This window comes from Pseudomonas sp. MYb2 (assembly GCF_002979955.1).
Classification (GTDB): Bacteria; Pseudomonadota; Gammaproteobacteria; order Pseudomonadales; family Pseudomonadaceae; genus Aquipseudomonas.
The window spans coordinates 1-21,796 of the sequence record NZ_PCQC01000021.1; the positions used below are offsets into that span (position 1 = coordinate 1).

General features: G+C 54.9%; 18 protein-coding genes and 4 tRNA genes. All 22 read left to right on the forward strand.

Going from position 1 to position 21,796, the window contains the following annotated elements; genetic code table 11:
* Positions 1-198: 198 nt before the first annotated feature.
* The 22 genes from birA (at position 199) to rplC (ending at position 21,789) form a co-directional block, all read left to right on the forward strand.
* Positions 199-1,152, forward strand: coding sequence for a bifunctional biotin--[acetyl-CoA-carboxylase] ligase/biotin operon repressor BirA (gene birA / locus CQ009_RS25200; RefSeq protein ID WP_105709064.1), 954 nt, complete (start codon positions 199-201; stop codon positions 1,150-1,152).
* Entirely contained in the window at positions 1,142-1,894 is a 753-nt protein-coding gene (locus CQ009_RS25205; RefSeq protein ID WP_105709065.1) for a pantothenate kinase, read from the forward strand. Before birA ends, CQ009_RS25205 begins: the two co-directional genes overlap by 11 nt.
* 7 nt (positions 1,895-1,901) lie before the next feature.
* On the forward strand, positions 1,902-2,333 hold the full coding sequence (locus tag CQ009_RS25210) for a hypothetical protein (protein WP_064392271.1): 432 nt from the start codon (positions 1,902-1,904) through the stop codon (positions 2,331-2,333).
* Between the two features lie 143 nt (positions 2,334-2,476).
* Positions 2,477-2,561 (forward strand) — tRNA-Tyr (locus CQ009_RS25215).
* A gap of 25 nt (positions 2,562-2,586) precedes the next feature.
* Positions 2,587-2,660: transfer RNA gene (locus CQ009_RS25220), tRNA-Gly, on the forward strand.
* 26 nt (positions 2,661-2,686) lie between these two features.
* Positions 2,687-2,762 (forward strand) — tRNA-Thr (locus CQ009_RS25225).
* An 84-nt stretch (positions 2,763-2,846) separates the two neighbouring features.
* On the forward strand, positions 2,847-4,040 hold the full coding sequence (gene tuf / locus CQ009_RS25230) for an elongation factor Tu (protein ID WP_064392265.1): 1,194 nt from the start codon (positions 2,847-2,849) through the stop codon (positions 4,038-4,040).
* A 53-nt stretch (positions 4,041-4,093) separates the two neighbouring features.
* Positions 4,094-4,169 (forward strand) — tRNA-Trp (locus tag CQ009_RS25235).
* A 45-nt stretch (positions 4,170-4,214) separates the two neighbouring features.
* Positions 4,215-4,583 (forward strand): preprotein translocase subunit SecE, encoded by a 369-nt coding sequence (gene secE / locus CQ009_RS25240; RefSeq protein WP_007916493.1) that lies wholly within the window; start codon positions 4,215-4,217, stop codon positions 4,581-4,583.
* 9 nt (positions 4,584-4,592) lie between these two features.
* Positions 4,593-5,126: a transcription termination/antitermination protein NusG gene (nusG, locus tag CQ009_RS25245; protein ID WP_007916492.1), complete on the forward strand. Its 534-nt coding sequence runs from the start codon at positions 4,593-4,595 to the stop codon at positions 5,124-5,126.
* A 117-nt stretch (positions 5,127-5,243) separates the two neighbouring features.
* A complete protein-coding gene (rplK, locus tag CQ009_RS25250; RefSeq protein ID WP_003228756.1) occupies positions 5,244-5,675 on the forward strand; it encodes a 50S ribosomal protein L11 in 432 nt (143 codons plus the stop codon).
* Complete coding sequence (gene rplA / locus CQ009_RS25255; protein WP_007916481.1) at positions 5,675-6,370, forward strand: 50S ribosomal protein L1; 696 nt, start codon at positions 5,675-5,677, stop codon at positions 6,368-6,370. The genes rplK and rplA overlap by 1 nt, the downstream gene beginning before the upstream one ends.
* A 200-nt stretch (positions 6,371-6,570) precedes the next feature.
* Entirely contained in the window at positions 6,571-7,071 is a 501-nt protein-coding gene (rplJ, locus tag CQ009_RS25260; RefSeq protein WP_007916479.1) for a 50S ribosomal protein L10, read from the forward strand.
* Positions 7,072-7,149: 78 nt separating this feature from the next.
* Positions 7,150-7,515 (forward strand): 50S ribosomal protein L7/L12, encoded by a 366-nt coding sequence (rplL, locus tag CQ009_RS25265; RefSeq protein ID WP_007916477.1) that lies wholly within the window; start codon positions 7,150-7,152, stop codon positions 7,513-7,515.
* A 221-nt stretch (positions 7,516-7,736) separates the two neighbouring features.
* Positions 7,737-11,810, forward strand: a complete 4,074-nt coding sequence (rpoB, locus tag CQ009_RS25270; RefSeq protein ID WP_064392269.1) for a DNA-directed RNA polymerase subunit beta — start codon at positions 7,737-7,739, stop codon at positions 11,808-11,810.
* 64 nt (positions 11,811-11,874) lie between these two features.
* The gene (gene rpoC, locus CQ009_RS25275; RefSeq protein WP_016984189.1) at positions 11,875-16,074 is read left to right on the forward strand and encodes a DNA-directed RNA polymerase subunit beta'; all 4,200 of its coding nucleotides are present in this window, start codon (positions 11,875-11,877) and stop codon (positions 16,072-16,074) included.
* 216 nt (positions 16,075-16,290) lie between these two features.
* Entirely contained in the window at positions 16,291-16,662 is a 372-nt protein-coding gene (rpsL, locus tag CQ009_RS25280) for a 30S ribosomal protein S12 (protein ID WP_003186084.1), read from the forward strand.
* 107 nt (positions 16,663-16,769) lie between these two features.
* The gene (rpsG, locus tag CQ009_RS25285; protein WP_007916467.1) at positions 16,770-17,243 is read left to right on the forward strand and encodes a 30S ribosomal protein S7; all 474 of its coding nucleotides are present in this window, start codon (positions 16,770-16,772) and stop codon (positions 17,241-17,243) included.
* Positions 17,244-17,273: 30 nt separating this feature from the next.
* Positions 17,274-19,379, forward strand: a complete 2,106-nt coding sequence (fusA, locus tag CQ009_RS25290; protein WP_064392267.1) for an elongation factor G — start codon at positions 17,274-17,276, stop codon at positions 19,377-19,379.
* Positions 19,380-19,410: 31 nt separating this feature from the next.
* Positions 19,411-20,604 carry an elongation factor Tu gene (gene tuf, locus CQ009_RS25295; RefSeq protein WP_064392265.1) on the forward strand — a complete coding sequence of 398 codons (1,194 nt, stop codon included), beginning with the start codon at positions 19,411-19,413 and terminating at the stop codon, positions 20,602-20,604.
* Positions 20,605-20,761: 157 nt separating this feature from the next.
* Entirely contained in the window at positions 20,762-21,073 is a 312-nt protein-coding gene (gene rpsJ, locus CQ009_RS25300) for a 30S ribosomal protein S10 (protein WP_003186070.1), read from the forward strand.
* An 80-nt stretch (positions 21,074-21,153) separates the two neighbouring features.
* Positions 21,154-21,789: a 50S ribosomal protein L3 gene (rplC, locus tag CQ009_RS25305; protein WP_003228738.1), complete on the forward strand. Its 636-nt coding sequence runs from the start codon at positions 21,154-21,156 to the stop codon at positions 21,787-21,789.
* Positions 21,790-21,796: the final 7 nt, after the last annotated feature.

A 21,796-nucleotide genomic window follows, 5' to 3' on the forward strand; every position in this document is an offset into this window, starting at 1 on the left:
AGTGAAACGATGCATCGCCGATGGTAGTGTGGGGTTTCCCCATGTGAGAGTAGGTCATCGTCAAGATTAAATTCCGAAACCCCAATTGCGAAAGCAGTTGGGGTTTTGTTTTGCTCGTTAGAAAAGCGCTTGCTTGATTTCTATGCAACGGCGCGGGGCATGGCTATTATTCGGGCCTCATTGTGAGGCGAGACCTGCATGCTGACGTTGTTGAATCTTCTGAAGGATGGGCGTTTCCATTCTGGTCAGGATCTGGGCGAGGCCCTGGGAATAAGTCGAAGTGCAGTATGGAAGCAGCTTCAGCATCTAGAGGCTGAGCTGGGTTTGTCTATCCATAAAGTCCGGGGGCGGGGCTATCAACTGGCATCGCCATTAATGCTGCTCGACTCTCTAAAGATATCGACAATGGCACCGGATTGGCCGGTGACCGTTCTGGATTCGGTCGACTCGACTAATGCCGAAGCATTGCGTTCTATTGGTCAAGGCAGTCTGGCGCCGTTTTTGGTGCTTGCAGAGCGGCAAGTTTCTGGCCGCGGCCGCAGAGGTCGTAAGTGGGTCAGTCCGTTTGCTGAAAATCTATATTACAGCCTTGTCCTTCGAATCGATGGTGGAATGCGCCAGCTCGAAGGGTTGAGTCTTGTTGTAGGGTTGGCTGTGATGCAGGCGCTGCGAAGATTTGGCGTGGTAAATGCCGGTTTGAAATGGCCCAATGATGTTCTGGTGGGTAACAAGAAAATTGCCGGCATTCTGCTTGAACTCGTTGGCGACCCCGCCGATGTCTGTCATGTGGTGCTGGGTATCGGTATCAATGTGAATATGCAGGTTGCTGATGAGGTCGATCAGCAGTGGACATCTATTCGACTTGAGTCTGGCAGTAGCTGCGATCGTAATGCTTTGGTGGCTGAGCTGAGTAATCAGTTGGACGCCTACATTCGGTGTCATCAGGTGAGTGGTTTTTCGGTCCTTCGGGCGGAATGGGAGGCGAATCACTTGTGGCAGGAGCGATCGGTATCGTTGATTGCCGGTGCCAGTCACATAGATGGTGTGGTGCTCGGAATTGATAATCAAGGTGCTCTGCGCTTGAGGGTGAACGGCGTGGAAAGAGTATTTAGTGGTGGTGAGCTCAGCCTGAGGTTGCGTGATGATTCTTGAGCTCGACTGCGGAAACAGCTTTATAAAATGGCGCGTGCTGAATGCCACGGTCGGCGGCCTGGTCTCGGAAGGGGTCGTCGACTCTGATTTGGCGCTGCTTGAGAGTTTGCGGGCGTTTGACCGGCTTTGTCTGCGTAAATGTCGACTGGTCAGTGTAAGGACCAGTGAAGAAACCGGCGCTCTGATCGAAATTATTGAGCGGGAATTCGGTATTTCGGTGGTGTGCGCGAAATCTGCTCGCGAAATGTCAGGCGTTAGAAATGGTTACGAAGACTATGAGCGCCTTGGGCTTGATCGATGGCTGGCGATGCTGGGTGGGTTTCACCTGTCTTCGGGAAGTGCTTGCCTGGTACTGGATTTCGGTACGGCGGTAACTGCTGATTTTATCGCGGCTGATGGCGAGCATCTGGGCGGCTTTATTTGTCCTGGAATGCCGCTGATGCGAAACCAGTTGCGTACTCATACCCGAAAGATTCGTTATGGGGATTTGGCTGCTGAACGGGCGCTGTCCAGTAACGCGCCGGGGCGGACTACCGTTGAGGCGGTAGAGCGTGGGTGTTCATTGATGTTGCGAGGCTTCGTATTGACGCAGCTGGAAATGGCGCGCTCCTATTGGGGGGCTGACTTCGCTGTCTTTATAACCGGTGGTGATGCTGATCTGGTTGCAGGTGTTGTTCCTGAGGCCAGAATCGTTCCGGACCTGGTGTTTGTGGGGCTGGCTATGGCTTGTCCTTTGTCCTGAGGTTTGTATGCGTTGGTTGTTCCTCCTGCTTCTGGTTCTCAATGTTTTCTATTATGTCTGGCATCAGCAGGAGGCGCCCTTGCGGGCAAAGGATGTGACGCCTCTTAGTTTGTATCGGGGTTCGCAGCAGGATATTCGCCTACTGAGTGAGACGACCGGTGATGTACGGGAGGTGCAGGGGGCGCGGCGCCAAGAGTGCCTCTTTCTCGGGGGCTTTACTCGACAGGAGTCGATTTCAGCTCTTCAGCAGCGTTTGGCTGAAATGGGGGTTAATGGGCAGTCCTCGTCGAAGGGGGCTTTGGGGGCGGGTTATTGGCTGTCTGTTGCGCCTGAGAGCCAGCGTTTGTTGGGGAGTGTGCAATTGCAAAACCTTTCCAAGGAATTCAATGAGTTAAAACATAAAATAATGCTGTGTGAGGGGGTTGCACCTGCCGAATAGTTTGCATAGAATGGCGCCCGCTCCACAGTGAAGACCCAGACGGGGTTTCAAAGTGAAGCGGTGTCAATGCAGCTAAGCTCAGGTTTTTAAATGAGAAAATGCTTGACAGGGGCTTGGCATGATATAGAATGCCGGCCTGATTAGGAGGGGTTCCCGAGCGGCCAAAGGGATCAGACTGTAAATCTGACGTCTACGACTTCGAAGGTTCGAATCCTTCTCCCTCCACCAGATTTAAGCGTGAGCTGCAGGCTCCGCGGGTATAGTTTAGTGGTAGAACCTCAGCCTTCCAAGCTGATGATGCGGGTTCGATTCCCGCTACCCGCTCCAAGTTTGCAGGTTGTGCAAAGTGTTTCGCTCTTGTAGCTCAGTTGGTAGAGCACACCCTTGGTAAGGGTGAGGTCAGCGGTTCAAATCCGCTCAAGAGCTCCATATAACAAGGCAGATATGAAAATATCTGCCTTTGTTTTAATGGCTAATGTTGTTTGCTCAATTCTTCTGTTAAGGGTGATATCGATGGCTAAGGAAAAATTTGATCGTTCCCTGCCGCACGTCAACGTTGGGACCATTGGTCACGTTGACCACGGTAAAACCACTTTGACTGCTGCTCTGACTCGCGTTTGCTCCGAGGTTTTCGGTTCGGCAATCGTTGACTTCGACAAGATCGACAGCGCTCCGGAAGAAAAAGCACGCGGCATTACCATCAATACCGCACACGTTGAGTACAACTCGAAGATCCGTCACTACGCTCACGTTGACTGCCCAGGTCACGCTGACTATGTGAAGAACATGATCACCGGTGCTGCTCAAATGGACGGCGCTATTCTGGTTTGCTCGGCCGCTGATGGTCCGATGCCTCAAACCCGTGAGCACATCCTGCTGTCCCGTCAGGTTGGCGTTCCGTACATCGTGGTTTTCCTGAACAAGGCTGACCTGGTAGACGACGCTGAGCTGCTGGAACTGGTTGAGATGGAGGTTCGCGACCTGCTGTCCACCTACGACTTCCCGGGCGATGACACTCCAATCATCATCGGTTCGGCTCGTATGGCTCTGGAAGGCAAAGACGACAACGAGATGGGCACCACTGCCGTCAAGAAGCTGGTTGAAACTCTGGACAGCTACATCCCAGAACCAGTACGTCTGACCGACAAGCCGTTCCTGATGCCAATCGAAGACGTGTTCTCGATCTCTGGTCGCGGTACTGTTGTGACTGGTCGTATCGAGCGCGGTATCGTTCGCGTTCAGGATCCTCTGGAAATTGTTGGTCTGCGTGACACCACCGTGACTACTTGCACTGGTGTTGAAATGTTCCGCAAGCTGCTCGACGAAGGTCGTGCTGGCGAGAACTGCGGCGTACTGCTGCGTGGCACCAAGCGTGACGACGTTGAGCGTGGTCAGGTTCTGGTTAAGCCGGGTACCGTTAAGCCGCACACCAAGTTCACCGCAGAAGTTTACGTTCTGAGCAAGGAAGAAGGCGGTCGTCATACTCCGTTCTTCAAAGGCTACCGTCCACAGTTCTACTTCCGTACTACTGACGTGACTGGTAACTGCGAGCTGCCAGAAGGCGTTGAAATGGTAATGCCAGGTGACAACATTCAGATGACTGTTACCCTGATCAAAACCATCGCGATGGAAGATGGTCTGCGTTTCGCTATCCGTGAAGGCGGTCGTACCGTCGGCGCTGGCGTCGTAGCTAAAATCATCGAGTAAGTTGTTGTAATGTCTTTTTCGGGCCGGCATAATGGTCGGCCTGATTTTGTTTTAGGTCAGTAGCTCAATTGGCAGAGCGACGGTCTCCAAAACCGTAGGTTGGGGGTTCGATTCCCTCCTGACCTGCCAGATTCACTTCGTGTGTCTGGCTTTCTTTTCACAGGATCTTCATAGATGACTCCTAAAGCTGAAGCTCAAGGCTCTCGCTTCGATCTGCTCAAGTGGCTTGTAGTAGTCGCTTTGGTGGTTGTTGGCGTTGTTGGCAATCAGTATTACTCTGCTTCGCCGATCCTGTACCGTGTACTCGCATTGCTTGTCATTGCTGCTGTAGCTGCCTTTGTAGGCTTGCAAACGGCGAAGGGCAAGTCTTTCTTTGTACTGGTTAAGGAAGCTCGCACCGAAATTCGTAAAGTCGTGTGGCCAACTCGCCAAGAAACCACGCAGACCACCCTTATCGTGGTGGCTGTTGTTCTGGTTATGGCGTTGCTGTTGTGGGGTCTTGATTCCCTGCTCGGCTGGCTTGTTTCCTTGATTGTCGGCTAAGGGTGTCCCGTGGCTAAGCGTTGGTACGTTGTGCATGCTTACTCGGGTTACGAGAAGCATGTAATGCGCTCGCTCGTCGAGCGCGTAAAGCTGGCTGGCATGGAAGATGGCTTCGGCGAGATTCTGGTTCCCACTGAAGAAGTGGTTGAAATGCGTAATGGCCAGAAACGCAAAAGCGAACGAAAGTTCTTTCCAGGCTATGTGCTGGTTCAGATGGATATGAATGAGGGTACTTGGCACTTGGTCAAGGATACTCCTCGGGTGATGGGTTTTATCGGCGGTACTGCTGATAAGCCTGCGCCAATCACCGATAAAGAGGCGGAAGCAATTCTGCGTCGTGTTGCTGATGGTAGCGACAAGCCTAAGCCGAAGACTCTCTTCGAGCCAGGTGAAACGGTGCGAGTCAATGATGGTCCATTTGCTGATTTCAATGGCGTCGTTGAAGAAGTTAACTACGAAAAGAGCCGGATCCAAGTGGCAGTGCTCATTTTCGGTCGCTCTACCCCGGTAGAGTTGGAGTTCAGTCAGGTCGAAAAGGTCTAACTGGACAAGCATCCCAACCCCGCAGCCCTAGGCTGTGGGGTTTTGTCGTCACTGGGATAAACGCGCAAGTAACCGGGGAGCCTTTCGAGGCGTTCGAACCCGTAATTGGAGTGCCTCATGGCCAAGAAAATTACCGCTTACATCAAGCTGCAAGTGAAGGCCGCTCAGGCTAACCCAAGCCCACCTGTTGGTCCTGCTCTGGGTCAGCACGGCGTGAACATCATGGAATTCTGCAAGGCTTTCAACGCCCGTACTCAGGGTCTTGAAGCAGGTCTGCCGACTCCAGTGATCATCACTGTCTACAGCGACCGTAGCTTCACTTTTGAAACCAAATCCACCCCTGCTTCGGTTCTGCTGAAGAAGGCGGCCGGTCTGACCAGCGGTTCCGCTCGTCCGAACACCGTTAAGGTTGGCACTGTTACCCGTGCTCAGCTGGAAGAAATCGCGAAAACCAAAAACGCGGATCTGACTGCAGCTGATATGGATGCAGCCGTGCGTACTATCGCCGGTTCTGCTCGTAGCATGGGCCTTAACGTGGAGGGTGTGTAATGGCTAAGCTGACCAAGCGTCAAAAGGCTATCGCCGGCAAAATCGAAGCAGGCAAGGCCTACAATATTGTAGACGCTGCTGCCCTGCTGGCTGAGCTGTCGACTGTCAAGTTCAGCGAGTCGTTCGACGTTGCTGTAAATCTGGGTGTAGACCCGCGTAAATCCGACCAGGTCGTTCGTAGCGCTACTGTGCTGCCGCACGGCACTGGCAAGACTGTTCGCGTTGCTGTGTTCACCCAGGGTCCGGCTGCTGAAGCCGCTCTGGCTGCCGGCGCTGATCGCGTAGGTATGGACGACCTGGCTGCCGAAATGAAAGGCGGCGACCTGAACTATGACGTAGTGATCGCATCCCCGGATGCCATGCGCGTTGTAGGTCAGCTGGGTCAGATCCTCGGCCCACGTGGTCTGATGCCTAACCCTAAGGTTGGTACCGTAACTCCAGACGTAGCTACCGCGGTTAAAAACGCTAAAGCTGGTCAGGTTCGTTATCGCACCGACAAAAACGGCATCATTCACACTTCCGTTGGCAAGATGGGCTTCGACGCCGTCAAACTGAAGGAAAACGTTGAAGCCCTGATCGCTGATCTGAAGCGTATCAAGCCAGCTTCCTCGAAAGGTATTTACGTCAAGCGCGTTACCCTGAGCACCACTATGGGCCCAGGTCTGGTTATCGACCAGAGCTCGCTGGACGCGTAAGACAAAGGTTGGCGCGATTGTTTTCGCGCCAATTGAAAGATTGGGGTCCCTGCCTGGCGGGGGCTATCCAAGACCGTAGGCGACGCAAGTCTTAAACCATCAGCCTACGCAGATGGTGCTCCCGGTTCCTTACCGAATCAGACACCAAAACGACATTCGGTTCCGATCGAATGAAACGGTAACAAGCAGGAGTTAAACCCGTGGCAATTAATCTCGAAGACAAGAAGGCCATCGTCGCTGAAGTCAACGAGGCTGCCAAAGTCGCTCTGTCCGCTGTCGTGGTTGATGCACGTGGCGTAACAGTAGGCGCAATGACCGGACTCCGTAAAGAGGCTCGTGAAGCTGGCGTTTACGTACGTGTTGTACGTAACACCCTGCTCAAGCGCGCTGTTGCTGACACTGAATACAGTGTTCTCAACGACGTGTTCACCGGCCCGACCTTGATCGCATTCTCCAACGAACACCCGGGCGCTGCTGCTCGTCTGTTCAAAGAGTTCGCTAAAGGTCAGGACAAGTTCGAGATCAAGGCAGCTGCGTTCGAGGGCAAGTTCCTCGCAGCTAATCAGATCGACGTTCTGGCAAGCCTGCCGACCCGTGACGAAGCAATTTCCCAGCTGATGAGCGTGATTCAAGGCGCTACCAGCAAATTGGCTCGTACTCTGGCGGCACTTCGCGACCAGAAAGAAGCTGCTGCAGCCTGAGGCTGAGCGTTTCCTCTCTCGCGTATTTTTGTTTATTTCGATGGCCTCCAGGCTATCCCCCAATTCAGGAAATAAGTCATGTCTCTGACTAACGAACAAATCATCGACGCAATCGGCGAAAAATCGGTTCTGGAAATCGTTGAGCTGATCAAGGCAATGGAAGAGAAGTTCGGCGTATCCGCTGCCGCTGCTTCGGCTGGTCCAGCTGCTGCTGCCGCTGTTGTTGAAGAGCAAACCGAGTTCAACGTTGTTCTGCTGGAAGCCGGCGAGAAGAAGGTTAACGTGATCAAGGCAGTTCGTGAACTGACCGGTCTGGGCCTGAAAGAAGCCAAAGAGAAAGTAGACGGCGCTCCTCAGGTTGTAGCTGAAGGCGTTTCGAAAGAAGCTGCTGAAGACGCCAAGAAGAAGCTGGAAGAAGCAGGCGCTAAAGTCGAGCTGAAATAAGTATCGACTTTGCTCCTCCAGCCCGAGCGTCAAGCGACAGGCTGATGGCTGGTGGCTCTTGCCACCGGCCTTTTTCCGTTATTGGCAGCCGACTGGGTCGGTGCTGATAAAGGCGCTGTAACCACCCGATGCGGTGGCGCAAACCATGGGGTTTGCACGATTTTCTGGCTGCTCCCGTCGGGAGGGGCCAAACAAGCAGGTGACCAAGCTGGGGAACGCTGATGGCTTACTCATATACTGAGAAAAAACGTATCCGCAAGGACTTTAGCAAGTTGCCGGACGTCATGGATGTGCCTTACCTCCTGGCCATCCAGCTGGATTCGTATCGTGAATTCTTGCAAGCGGGAGCGACTAAAGATCAGTTCCGCGACGTGGGCCTGCATGCGGCCTTCAAATCCGTTTTCCCGATCATCAGCTACTCCGGCAATGCTGCGCTGGAGTACGTCGGTTATCGCTTGGGCGAACCGGCATTTGATGTCAAAGAATGCGTATTGCGCGGTGTAACTTTCGCCGTACCTTTGCGGGTAAAAGTGCGCCTGATCATTTTCGACAAAGAATCGTCGAACAAAGCGATCAAGGACATCAAAGAGCAAGAAGTCTACATGGGTGAAATCCCCCTGATGACTGAGAACGGTACCTTCGTAATCAACGGTACCGAGCGTGTAATCGTTTCCCAGCTGCACCGTTCCCCGGGCGTGTTCTTTGACCACGACCGCGGCAAGACGCATAGCTCCGGCAAACTGCTGTACTCCGCGCGCATCATTCCTTACCGCGGTTCGTGGCTGGACTTCGAGTTCGACCCGAAAGACTGCGTGTTCGTGCGTATCGACCGTCGTCGCAAGCTGCCGGCATCGGTACTGCTGCGCGCGCTCGGCTACACCACTGAAGAAGTGCTGGACGCTTTCTACACCACCAACGTTTTCCACCTGAGCGGCGAAACCCTCAGCCTGGAACTGATTGCTTCGCGTCTGCGTGGTGAAATTGCGGTTCTGGACATTCAGGACGAGAAGGGCAAGGTCATTGTTGAAGCGGGCCGCCGTATTACCGCGCGCCACATCAACCAGATCGAAAAAGCCGGTATCAAGACTCTGGAAGTACCTCTGGACTACGTCCTGGGCCGTACTACCGCCAAGGTCATCGTGCACCCGGCTACCGGCGAAATCCTGGCAGAGTGCAACACCGAGCTGAACACCGAGGTCCTGGCAAAAATTGCCAAGTCCGGCGTTGTTCGCATCGAAACTCTGTACACCAACGACATCGACTGCGGTCCGTTCGTTTCCGACACGCTGAAGATCGACTCCACCAGCAACCAATTGGAAGCGCTGGTCGAGATCTATCGCATGATGCGTCCAGGCGAGCCGCCAACCAAGGACGCTGCCGAAACCCTGTTCAACAACCTGTTCTTCAGCCCTGAGCGCTATGACCTGTCTGCGGTCGGCCGGATGAAGTTCAACCGTCGTATCGGTCGTACCGAGATCGAAGGTTCGGGCGTGCTGTGCAAGGAAGACATCGTCGCGGTACTGAAGACTCTGGTCGACATCCGTAACGGTAAAGGCATCGTCGATGACATCGACCACTTGGGTAACCGTCGTGTTCGCTGCGTAGGCGAAATGGCCGAGAACCAGTTCCGCGTTGGCCTGGTACGTGTTGAGCGTGCGGTCAAAGAGCGTCTGTCGATGGCTGAAAGCGAAGGCCTGATGCCGCAAGACCTGATCAACGCCAAGCCAGTGGCTGCGGCGGTGAAAGAGTTCTTCGGTTCCAGTCAGCTCTCGCAGTTCATGGACCAGAACAACCCGCTGTCCGAGATCACCCACAAGCGTCGTGTTTCTGCACTCGGCCCTGGCGGTTTGACTCGTGAGCGCGCAGGCTTTGAAGTTCGTGACGTACACCCGACTCACTACGGTCGCGTATGCCCGATTGAAACGCCGGAAGGTCCGAACATCGGCCTGATCAACTCCCTGGCTGCGTACGCTCGCACCAACCAGTACGGCTTCCTGGAAAGCCCGTACCGCGTGGTGAAAGAGGGTGTGGTCACCGACGAGATCGTGTTCCTGTCCGCCATTGAAGAAGCCGATCACGTGATCGCGCAGGCTTCGGCGACCATGAATGACCAGAAAGTCCTGATCGACGAACTGGTAGCCGTACGTCACCTGAACGAATTCACCGTCAAGGCGCCTGAAGAAGTCACCCTGATGGACGTTTCGCCGAAGCAGGTAGTTTCGGTTGCGGCGTCGCTGATTCCGTTCCTCGAGCACGACGACGCCAACCGTGCGTTGATGGGTTCGAACATGCAGCGTCAAGCTGTACCGACCCTGCGTGCTGACAAGCCGCTGGTAGGTACCGGCATGGAGCGTAACGTAGCCCGTGACTCCGGCGTTTGCGTCGTGGCTCGTCGTGGCGGCGTGATCGACTCCGTCGACGCCAGCCGTATCGTGGTTCGTGTTGCTGATGACGAAGTTGAAACCGGCGAAGCTGGTGTCGACATCTACAACCTGACCAAATACACCCGCTCGAACCAGAACACCTGCATCAACCAGCGTCCGCTGGTGAGCAAGGGTGATCGCGTTCAGCGTAGTGACATCATGGCCGACGGCCCGTCCACCGACATGGGTGAACTGGCGCTGGGTCAGAACATGCGCATCGCGTTCATGGCATGGAACGGCTTCAACTTCGAAGACTCCATCTGCCTGTCCGAGCGTGTGGTTCAGGAAGACCGTTTCACCACGATCCACATTCAGGAACTGACCTGTGTGGCGCGTGACACCAAGCTTGGGCCTGAAGAGATCACTGCAGACATCCCGAACGTGGGTGAAGCTGCACTGAACAAACTGGACGAAGCCGGTATCGTTTACGTAGGTGCTGAAGTCGGCGCAGGCGACATCCTGGTCGGTAAGGTCACTCCGAAAGGCGAGACCCAACTGACTCCGGAAGAAAAACTGCTGCGCGCAATCTTCGGTGAAAAAGCCAGCGACGTTAAAGACACCTCCCTGCGTGTACCTACCGGTACCAAAGGTACTGTCATCGACGTACAGGTCTTCACCCGCGACGGCGTTGAGCGTGATGCTCGTGCACTGTCGATCGAGAAGTCCCAGCTGGACGAGATCCGCAAGGATCTGAACGAAGAGTTCCGTATCGTTGAAGGCGCTACTTTCGAACGTCTGCGCTCTGCTCTGGTAGGCCACAAGGCTGAAGGCGGCGCTGGTCTGAAGAAAGGTCAGGACATCACCGACGAAGTTCTCGACGGTCTTGAGCATGGTCAGTGGTTCAAACTGCGCATGGCTGAAGATGCTCTGAACGAGCAGCTCGAGAAGGCTCAGGCCTATATCGTTGATCGTCGCCGTCTGCTGGACGACAAGTTCGAAGACAAGAAGCGCAAACTGCAGCAGGGCGATGACCTGGCTCCAGGCGTGCTGAAAATCGTCAAGGTTTACCTGGCAATCCGTCGTCGCATCCAGCCGGGCGACAAGATGGCCGGTCGTCACGGTAACAAAGGTGTGGTCTCCGTGATCATGCCGGTTGAAGACATGCCGCACGATGCCAATGGCACCCCGGTCGACGTCGTTCTCAACCCACTGGGCGTACCTTCGCGTATGAACGTTGGTCAGATCCTTGAAACCCACCTGGGCCTCGCGGCCAAAGGTCTGGGCGAGAAGATCAACCGGATGGTCGAAGAGCAGCGTAAAGTTGCTGAGCTGCGCACCTTCCTGGACGAGATCTACAACCAGATCGGCGGTCGCAACGAAGATCTGGACAGCTTCTCCGATCAGGAAATCCTGGATCTGGCGAAGAACCTGCGTGGCGGTGTTCCAATGGCCACCCCAGTGTTCGACGGCGCCAAGGAAAGCGAAATCAAGGCCATGCTGAAACTGGCAGACCTGCCGGAAAGCGGCCAGATGCAGCTGACTGACGGCCGTACCGGCAACAAGTTCGAGCGTCCAGTTACCGTTGGCTACATGTACATGCTGAAGCTGAACCACTTGGTAGACGACAAGATGCACGCGCGTTCTACCGGTTCGTACAGCCTGGTTACCCAGCAGCCGCTGGGTGGTAAGGCGCAGTTCGGTGGTCAGCGTTTCGGGGAGATGGAGGTCTGGGCACTGGAAGCATACGGTGCTGCTTACACTCTGCAAGAAATGCTCACAGTGAAGTCGGACGATGTGAACGGCCGTACCAAGATGTACAAAAACATCGTGGATGGCGATCACCGTATGGAGCCGGGCATGCCCGAGTCCTTCAACGTGTTGATCAAGGAAATTCGTTCCCTCGGCATCGATATCGATCTGGAAACCGAATAACACGTGACGCGAATCGAGAGCGGGGCAGGATTGCCCGCTCTCTGCTCCGCCAGGAGGAAAGGCCTTGAAAGACCTACTGAATTTGCTGAAAAACCAGGGTCAAGTCGAAGAGTTCGACGCCATCCGTATCGGATTGGCCTCGCCTGAGATGATCCGCTCATGGTCGTTCGGTGAAGTTAAAAAGCCGGAAACCATCAACTACCGTACGTTCAAACCTGAGCGTGACGGCCTGTTCTGCGCCAAGATCTTTGGCCCGGTAAAGGATTACGAGTGCCTGTGCGGTAAGTACAAGCGCTTGAAGCACCGTGGTGTGATCTGCGAGAAGTGCGGCGTTGAAGTTGCACTGGCCAAGGTTCGTCGTGAGCGCATGGCGCACATCGAACTGGCTTCGCCAGTTGCCCACATCTGGTTCCTGAAATCGCTGCCGTCCCGTATCGGCTTGCTGATGGACATGACCCTGCGTGATATCGAACGCGTTCTCTACTTCGAGAGCTATGTCGTTATCGATCCAGGCATGACCACCCTTGAAAAAGGTCAGCTGCTGAACGACGAGCAGTACTTCGAAGCGCTGGAAGAGTTCGGTGACGACTTCGACGCCCGCATGGGTGCTGAAGCTGTCCGTGAACTGCTGCACGCTATCGACCTGGAACACGAGATTGGCCGTCTGCGCGAAGAAATTCCGCAAACCAACTCCGAAACCAAGATCAAGAAGCTGTCCAAGCGTCTGAAGTTGATGGAAGCCTTCCAGGGTTCCGGCAACCTGCCGGAGTGGATGGTGCTGACCGTTCTGCCGGTTCTGCCGCCAGATCTGCGTCCACTGGTCCCGCTGGACGGCGGTCGCTTCGCGACTTCCGACCTCAACGATCTGTATCGTCGAGTGATCAACCGTAACAACCGTTTGAAGCGCCTGCTGGATCTGTCCGCTCCGGACATCATCGTGCGCAACGAAAAGCGTATGTTGCAGGAAGCTGTCGATGCTCTGCTCGACAACGGTCGTCGTGGCCGCGCTATCACCGGTTCGAACAAGCGTCCTCTGAAATCCCTGGCCGACATGATCAAGGGTAAGCAAGGTCGTTTCCGTCAGAACTTGCTCGGTAAGCGTGTTGACTACTCCGGTCGTTCGGTAATTACCGTAGGCCCGACCCTGCGTCTGCACCAGTGCGGTCTGCCGAAGAAGATGGCTCTCGAGCTGTTCAAACCGTTCATTTTCGGCAAGCTGGAAATGCGTGGTCTCGCGACCACCATCAAAGCGGCCAAGAAAATGGTCGAGCGCGAACTGCCAGAGGTTTGGGACGTTCTCGCTGAAGTGATTCGCGAACACCCGGTTCTTCTCAACCGTGCACCGACCCTTCACCGTCTGGGTATCCAGGCGTTTGAACCGGTACTGATCGAAGGTAAGGCTATCCAGCTGCACCCGCTGGTCTGCGCCGCGTACAACGCCGACTTCGACGGCGACCAAATGGCCGTGCACGTACCGCTGACACTGGAAGCCCAGTTGGAAGCGCGCGCGTTGATGATGTCGACCAACAACATTCTGTCGCCAGCCAACGGTGAGCCAATCATCGTTCCGTCGCAGGACGTTGTATTGGGTCTGTACTACATGACTCGTGAAGCGATCAACGCCAAAGGCGAAGGCCGTGTGTTCGCGGATCTGCAGGAAGTTGACCGTGTGTTCCGTGCCGGCGAAGCCGCACTGCACGCCAAGGTTAAGGTTCGTATCAACGAAACCGTCAATGACCGTGACGGCAACAGCGTGAGCGGTACCCGTATCGTCGACACCACTGTCGGCCGTGCGCTGCTGTTCCAGGTTGTGCCAAAAGGTCTGTCGTACGACGTCGTCAACCTGCCGATGAAGAAAAAGGCGATCTCCAAGCTGATCAACCAGTGCTACCGCGTGGTTGGTTTGAAAGAGACCGTGATCTTCGCTGACCAGTTGATGTACACCGGTTTCGCTTACTCGACCATCTCCGGCGTTTCCATCGGTGTTAACGACTTCGTTATCCCGGATGAGAAAGCCCGCATCATCGGTGCTGCCACCGACGAAGTGAAAGAGATCGAGAGCCAGTACGCCTCCGGCCTGGTAACCCAGGGCGAGAAGTACAACAAAGTGATCGACCTTTGGTCGAAAGCGAACGACGAAGTTTCCAAGGCAATGATGGCCAACCTCTCGAAAGAGAAGGTTATCGACCGTCACGGCGTTGAAGTCGATCAAGAGTCTTTCAACTCGATGTACATGATGGCTGACTCGGGTGCGCGGGGTTCCGCAGCACAGATTCGTCAGCTGGCCGGTATGCGTGGTCTGATGGCCAAGCCGGACGGTTCCATCATTGAAACGCCGATTACTGCGAACTTCCGTGAAGGTTTGAGCGTACTTCAGTACTTCATCTCCACTCACGGTGCTCGTAAAGGTCTGGCGGATACCGCGTTGAAAACTGCGAACTCCGGTTACTTGACTCGTCGTCTGGTAGACGTGGCGCAGGATCTGGTTGTAACCGAGATCGATTGCGGCACCGAACACGGTCTGCTGATGACTCCGCACATTGAAGGCGGTGACGTTGTAGAGCCGTTGGGTGAACGCGTATTGGGTCGTGTTATTGCCCGTGACGTATTCAAGCCAGGTACCGAGGACGTTATCGTTCCTGCCGGCACTCTGGTAGACGAGAAGTGGGTCGAGTTCATCGAGCTGAACAGCATCGACGAAGTGATCGTGCGTTCGCCGATCAGCTGCGAAACCCGCTATGGCATTTGCGCCAAGTGCTACGGTCGTGACTTGGCTCGTGGTCACCAGGTGAACATCGGTGAAGCGGTCGGCGTTATCGCTGCCCAGTCCATCGGTGAGCCTGGTACCCAGCTGACGATGCGTACGTTCCACATCGGTGGTGCGGCAAGCCGTACTTCCGCAGCCGACAGCGTTCAGGTGAAGAATGGCGGTACCGTCCGTCTGCACAACCTGAAACACGTTGAGCGAGTGGATGGTCACCTGGTGGCTGTGTCCCGTTCCGGTGAGCTGGCCATCGCTGATGACTTCGGTCGTGAGCGCGAGCGTTACAAGCTGCCGTACGGTGCTGTGATTTCGGTTAAAGAGGGTGACAAGGTCGACGCTGGCGCAATCGTGGCCAAGTGGGATCCGCACACTCACCCGATCGTTACCGAAATGAAAGGTACCGTGACCTACGTGGGCATGGAAGAAGGCATCACGATCAAGCGTCAGACTGACGAATTGACCGGTATGACCAACATTGAAGTACTCGACGCGAAAGATCGTCCAGCTGCGGGCAAGGAAATCCGTCCAGCAGTGAAGATGGTCGACGACAACGGCAAGGATCTGTTGCTGCCAGGCACTGACGTTATCGCTCAGTACTTCCTGCCAGCCAACGCCCTGGTCGGTGTTGCGGACGGTGCGAAGATCGCGATCGGTGATGTTATCGCGCGTATCCCGCAAGAAACTTCGAAGACCCGCGACATCACCGGTGGTCTGCCGCGTGTTGCCGACTTGTTCGAAGCTCGTCGTCCGAAAGAAGCGTCGATTCTGGCTGAAGTCAGCGGCACCATCGCGTTCGGTAAAGAAACCAAAGGCAAGCGCCGTCTGGTTATTACCCCGAACGATGGTAGCGATCCGTATGAAGAGCTGATTCCGAAGTGGCGTCACCTGAACGTGTTCGAGGGTGAGCAGGTCAACCGCGGCGAAGTTATCTCCGACGGCCCGAGCGATCCGCACGACATCCTGCGTCTGCTGGGTGTGAGCGCGCTGGCCAAGTACATCGTTAACGAGATCCAGGACGTTTACCGTCTGCAAGGCGTGAAGATCAACGACAAGCACATCGAGACCATCCTGCGTCAGATGTTGCGTAAAGTTGAAATCGCTGAATCCGGCGATTCCAGTTTCATCAAGGGCGACCAGATGGAACTGACTCACGTACTGGTAGAGAACGAGCGTCTGGGCGGCGAAGACAAGTTCGTCTCCAAGTACACTCGCGTTCTGCTGGGTATCACCAAGGCGTCGTTGTCCACCGAATCGTTCATCTCGGCGGCTTCCTTCCAGGAAACCACCCGCGTACTGACCGAAGCGGCAGTCACCGGCAAGCGCGATTACCTGCGCGGCCTGAAAGAAAACGTTGTCGTGGGTCGTCTGATCCCGGCAGGTACCGGCCTGGCATATCACAGCGAGCGCAAGCGTCGTCGTGAAGCAGACAAGCCGTTGCGCGTAAGCGCCAGTGAAGTGGAAGCTGCACTGACCGAAGCGCTGAACTCGAGCGGTAACTGAGTTCTGCGATAAATGAGCGTAAGGCCCTGATCGCTCCGTTCATCGAATCGAGACAATTTGTCGAGGTTCGGGGGGCGGGGAGGTCGGGGCCTTGCCTTGACTGGGGACAAGATCCTCTTTAGACTCTTGATCCCCTAAATTTGGCGGGAATTCGTTCCTGCCATTTTGCTTTTCTTGCAAGACAATAGCGTCGCAAGACAACAGTGGAGCTAGTAGATGGCAACTATCAACCAGCTGGTACGTCAGCCGCGTAAGCGTATCGTCGAGAAATCCGACGTACCTGCGCTGCAGAACTGCCCGCAACGTCGTGGCGTGTGCACCCGTGTGTACACCACTACGCCGAAAAAACCTAACTCGGCACTGCGTAAAGTATGCCGTGTGCGCCTGACCAACGGTTTCGAGGTTTCCTCGTACATCGGTGGTGAAGGTCACAACCTGCAAGAGCACAGCGTGGTACTGATTCGTGGCGGTCGTGTAAAAGACTTGCCAGGTGTTCGTTACCACACCGTTCGCGGCTCCTTGGATACTTCCGGCGTTAAAGGTCGTAACCAGGGTCGTTCGAAGTACGGTACCAAGCGTCCGAAGTAATCGGCCGTTTTGCAGATTTTCATTTTATTGAGTCGATAAGAGTAAGGTCGGGCACGCATCCATTGGATCTGTCCCGAGCTAACCTGAAGACCGCTTGAGGGCTTATCATGCCAAGACGTCGCGTAGCAGCAAAGCGTGAGATTCTGGACGATCCGAAATACGGAAGCCAGATCCTCGCCAAATTCATGAACCACGTTATGGAAAGCGGCAAGAAAGCCGTTGCCGAGCGTATCGTTTATGGTGCCCTGGAAACCGTTGCGACCCGTAAGGCTGGCACCGATCCCCTGGAACTCTTCGAAAAAGCACTCGACGCCATCGCTCCGCTGGTCGAAGTGAAGTCGCGCCGCGTTGGTGGTGCTACTTACCAGGTTCCGGTCGAGGTTCGTCCTTCCCGTCGTAACGCTCTGGCAATGCGCTGGTTGGTAGACTTCGCACGTAAGCGTGGCGAGAAGTCTATGGCTCTGCGTTTGGCTGGCGAACTGCTGGATGCTGCTGAAGGTAAAGGTGCTGCTGTTAAGAAGCGTGAAGACGTGCACCGTATGGCTGAAGCTAACAAAGCTTTCTCGCACTACCGCTTCTAATTTTAGCTTCACTAATTTTGCGAGGGCTTTATGGCTCGTACTACTCCGATTAGCCGCTACCGTAACATCGGTATCGTCGCTCACGTGGATGCTGGCAAAACCACCACCACCGAGCGCGTCCTTTTTTACACCGGCAAAAGTCACAAAATGGGCGAGGTGCATGATGGCGCCGCGACCACAGACTGGATGGTGCAGGAGCAGGAGCGTGGTATTACCATTACTTCTGCTGCTATCACCGCCTTCTGGAAAGGTTCCGAGAAGCAGTACAAGGACGAGCATCGCTTTAACGTAATCGATACCCCGGGCCACGTTGACTTCACTATTGAAGTTGAGCGTTCCCTGCGCGTACTCGACGGCGCTGTCGTTGTGTTCTGCGGTACTTCGGGTGTTGAGCCTCAGTCGGAAACCGTATGGCGTCAAGCCAACAAATACGGCGTTCCACGTCTTGTTTATGTAAACAAGATGGACCGTGCTGGTGCCAACTTCCTGCGCGTGATCGGCCAGATCAAGCAACGTCTGGGTCACACTCCGGTGCCGATCCAGTTGGCTATCGGTTCCGAAGACAACTTCCAGGGTCAGATCGATCTGATCAACATGGAAGCTGTGTACTGGAACGATGCTGACAAAGGTATGGTGCCTGTTCGCAAGCCTATCCCTGCAGAACTGCAGGAGCTGGCTGACGAGTGGCGTAACAACATGGTTGAGGCTGCTGCCGAAGCCAGTGAAGAGCTGATGAACAAGTACCTCGAAGGTGAAGAGCTCACCAACGTGGAAATCAAGGCTGCTCTGCGTCAGCGTACTATCGCTGGTGAGATCGTCTTGGCTGTTTGCGGTTCCTCCTTCAAGAACAAGGGTGTTCCCTTGGTTCTCGACGCCGTTATCGACTACCTGCCTGCTCCAACCGACATTCCTGCTATCAAGGGTACCAACCCTGATAACGAGGAAGAAGAGATGGAGCGTCATGCAGACGACAATGAGCCGTTCTCGGCTCTGGCGTTCAAGATCGCTACCGACCCATTCGTGGGTACTTTGACTTTCGTCCGCGTTTACTCGGGCGTGTTGGCCTCCGGCGACGGCGTGATCAACTCGGTTAAAGGCAAAAAAGAGCGCGTGGGTCGTATGGTGCAAATGCACGCAAACGCCCGTGAAGAGATCAAGGAAGTACGCGCTGGCGACATCGCGGCCCTGATCGGCATGAAGGACGTCACCACTGGTGAAACCCTCTGCAACGCTGACAAGCCAATCATTCTGGTTCGCATGGACTTCCCGGAGCCGGTTATTTCGGTTGCCGTAGAGCCTAAGACCAAGGATGACCAGGAAAAAATGGGTATCGCACTGGGCAAGCTGGCCCAGGAAGACCCGTCTTTCCGCGTTAAAACTGATGAAGAGACTGGTCAAACGATCATCTCCGGCATGGGCGAGCTGCACCTGGACATCCTGGTTGACCGGATGCGCCGTGAGTTCAACGTCGAAGCCAACATCGGCAAGCCTCAGGTTTCGTATCGTGAGCGCATCACGAAGAACTGTGAAATCGAAGGCAAGTTCGTTCGTCAGTCCGGCGGTCGTGGTCAGTTCGGTCACTGCTGGATCCGTTTTGCTCCTGCTGACGAAGGTCAGGAAGGTCTGCAATTCGTGAACGAAGTAGTAGGTGGTGTGGTTCCTAAGGAATACATCCCGGCTATCCAGAAGGGTATCGAAGAGCAGATGAAGAACGGCGTTGTTGCCGGCTATCCGCTGATCGGCCTGAAGGCTACCGTGTTCGATGGTTCTTACCACGACGTCGACTCCAACGAGATGGCGTTTAAAGTGGCTGCCTCCATGGCGACCAAGCAACTGGCCCAGAAGGGCGGTGGTGAGTTGCTTGAGCCGATCATGGCTGTAGAGGTTGTTACGCCTGAAGACTATATGGGTGATGTGATGGGCGACCTTAACCGTCGTCGCGGCATGATCCAGGGTATGGAAGACACAGTGTCCGGCAAGGTTATCCGTGCCGAGGTTCCACTGGGTGAGATGTTCGGTTATGCGACCGACGTTCGTTCCATGTCTCAGGGTCGCGCAAGCTACTCTATGGAATTCAAAAAATACGATACGGCTCCGTCGCACATCGTCGAATCCGTAACCAAAAAACAAGGCTGATTCAGCCCCTTTAGGCTAGGAGTTAATTGTCGTGGCTAAAGAAAAATTTGATCGTTCCCTACCGCACGTCAACGTTGGCACCATCGGTCACGTTGACCACGGTAAAACCACTCTGACTGCTGCTCTGACTCGCGTTTGCTCCGAAGTTTTCGGTTCGGCAATCGTTGACTTCGACAAGATCGACAGCGCACCGGAAGAGAAAGCTCGCGGTATCACCATCAACACCGCACACGTTGAGTACAACTCGAAGATCCGTCACTACGCTCACGTTGACTGCCCAGGTCACGCTGACTATGTGAAGAACATGATCACCGGTGCTGCTCAAATGGACGGCGCTATTCTGGTTTGCTCGGCCGCTGATGGTCCGATGCCTCAAACCCGTGAGCACATCCTGCTGTCCCGTCAGGTTGGCGTTCCGTACATCGTGGTTTTCCTGAACAAGGCTGACCTGGTAGACGACGCTGAGCTGCTGGAACTGGTTGAGATGGAAGTTCGCGACCTGCTGTCCACCTACGACTTCCCGGGCGATGACACTCCAATCATCATCGGTTCGGCTCGTATGGCTCTGGAAGGCAAAGACGACAACGAGATGGGCACCACTGCCGTCAAGAAGCTGGTTGAAACTCTGGACAGCTACATCCCAGAACCAGTACGTCTGACCGACAAGCCGTTCCTGATGCCAATCGAAGACGTATTCTCGATCTCTGGTCGCGGTACTGTTGTGACTGGTCGTATCGAGCGCGGTATCGTTCGTGTTCAGGATCCTCTGGAAATCGTTGGTCTGCGTGACACCACCGTGACTACTTGCACCGGTGTTGAAATGTTCCGCAAGCTGCTCGACGAAGGTCGTGCTGGCGAGAACTGCGGCGTACTGCTGCGTGGCACCAAGCGTGACGACGTTGAGCGTGGTCAGGTTCTGGTTAAGCCGGGTACCGTTAAGCCGCACACCAAGTTCACCGCAGAAGTTTACGTTCTGAGCAAGGAAGAAGGCGGTCGTCATACTCCGTTCTTCAAAGGCTACCGTCCACAGTTCTACTTCCGTACTACTGACGTGACTGGTAACTGCGAGCTGCCAGAAGGCGTTGAAATGGTAATGCCAGGTGACAACATTCAGATGACTGTTACCCTGATCAAAACCATCGCGATGGAAGATGGTCTGCGTTTCGCTATCCGTGAAGGCGGTCGTACCGTCGGCGCTGGCGTCGTAGCCAAAATCATCGAGTAATCTCTTTTATAGAGTTTGCTTGTTGACTTGAGAAAGCCCCCGCTCAGCGGGGGCTTTTTTATTGGGTTGACACCTATCTGGGGCGTCTATAGAATTGCGCCTCCTTTTAACGGGCGTATTGCGCTCGGTGGGAATAGCAGCCGGAGTCTGAAATCCAATGCAAAATCAGCAAATCCGTATCAGGTTGAAGGCTTTTGACCATCGCCTGATCGACCAATCAACCCAGGAAATCGTGGAAACCGCGAAACGTACTGGTGCTCAAGTGCGTGGTCCAATTCCACTGCCTACCCGTAAAGAGCGGTTCACCGTTCTGGTTTCTCCGCACGTCAACAAAGACGCGCGCGACCAGTACGAAATCCGCACTCATAAGCGCGTTCTGGACATCGTCCAGCCAACGGATAAAACCGTTGATGCTCTTATGAAGCTTGATCTTGCGGCCGGTGTGGAAGTGCAGATCAGCCTCGGCTAAGACTCGGTCTTAGTCGTGTAACGCTCTGAAATGGGCGGCCATAGCGGGTGAAAGCCCCGTACACTCATGAGGTTTACAACATGACTATTGGTGTAGTCGGTCGTAAATGCGGTATGACCCGTATTTTCACCGAAGAAGGTGTCTCCATTCCGGTCACGGTCATTGAGATCGAACCGAATCGCGTCACCCAGTTCAAAACTGAAGAGACCGATGGCTATCGTGCAGTGCAAGTCACTGTCGGCGAGCGTCGTGCTTCGCGTGTAACAGCAGCTCAGGCTGGCCACTTCGCTAAAGCGAACGTTGCCGCTGGTCGCACCACCATGGAATTCCGTCTTGAAGAAGGCGAGTACCAGGCTGGCGATCTGATCAACGCTGAAATCTTCGCCGCTGGTCAACTGGTTGATGTAACCGGTCAGTCCAAGGGTAAGGGCTTTCAGGGTACGATCAAGCGTTGGAATTTCCGCGGGCAAGATAACACCCACGGTAACTCCGTATCCCACCGCGTCCCAGGCTCTATCGGCCAGTGCCAGACTCCTGGTCGTGTATTCAAGGGCAAAAAAATGTCCGGTCATATGGGCGCTGAGCGCGTGACCGTGCAGTCCCTGGAAGTAGTGCGCGTGGACGCTGAACGCAATCTGTTGTTGGTCAAGGGTGCTGTTCCTGGCGCTACTGGCGGCAACCTGGTTGTACGTCCAGCAGCCAAGGCTCGCGGTTAAGGGGAAG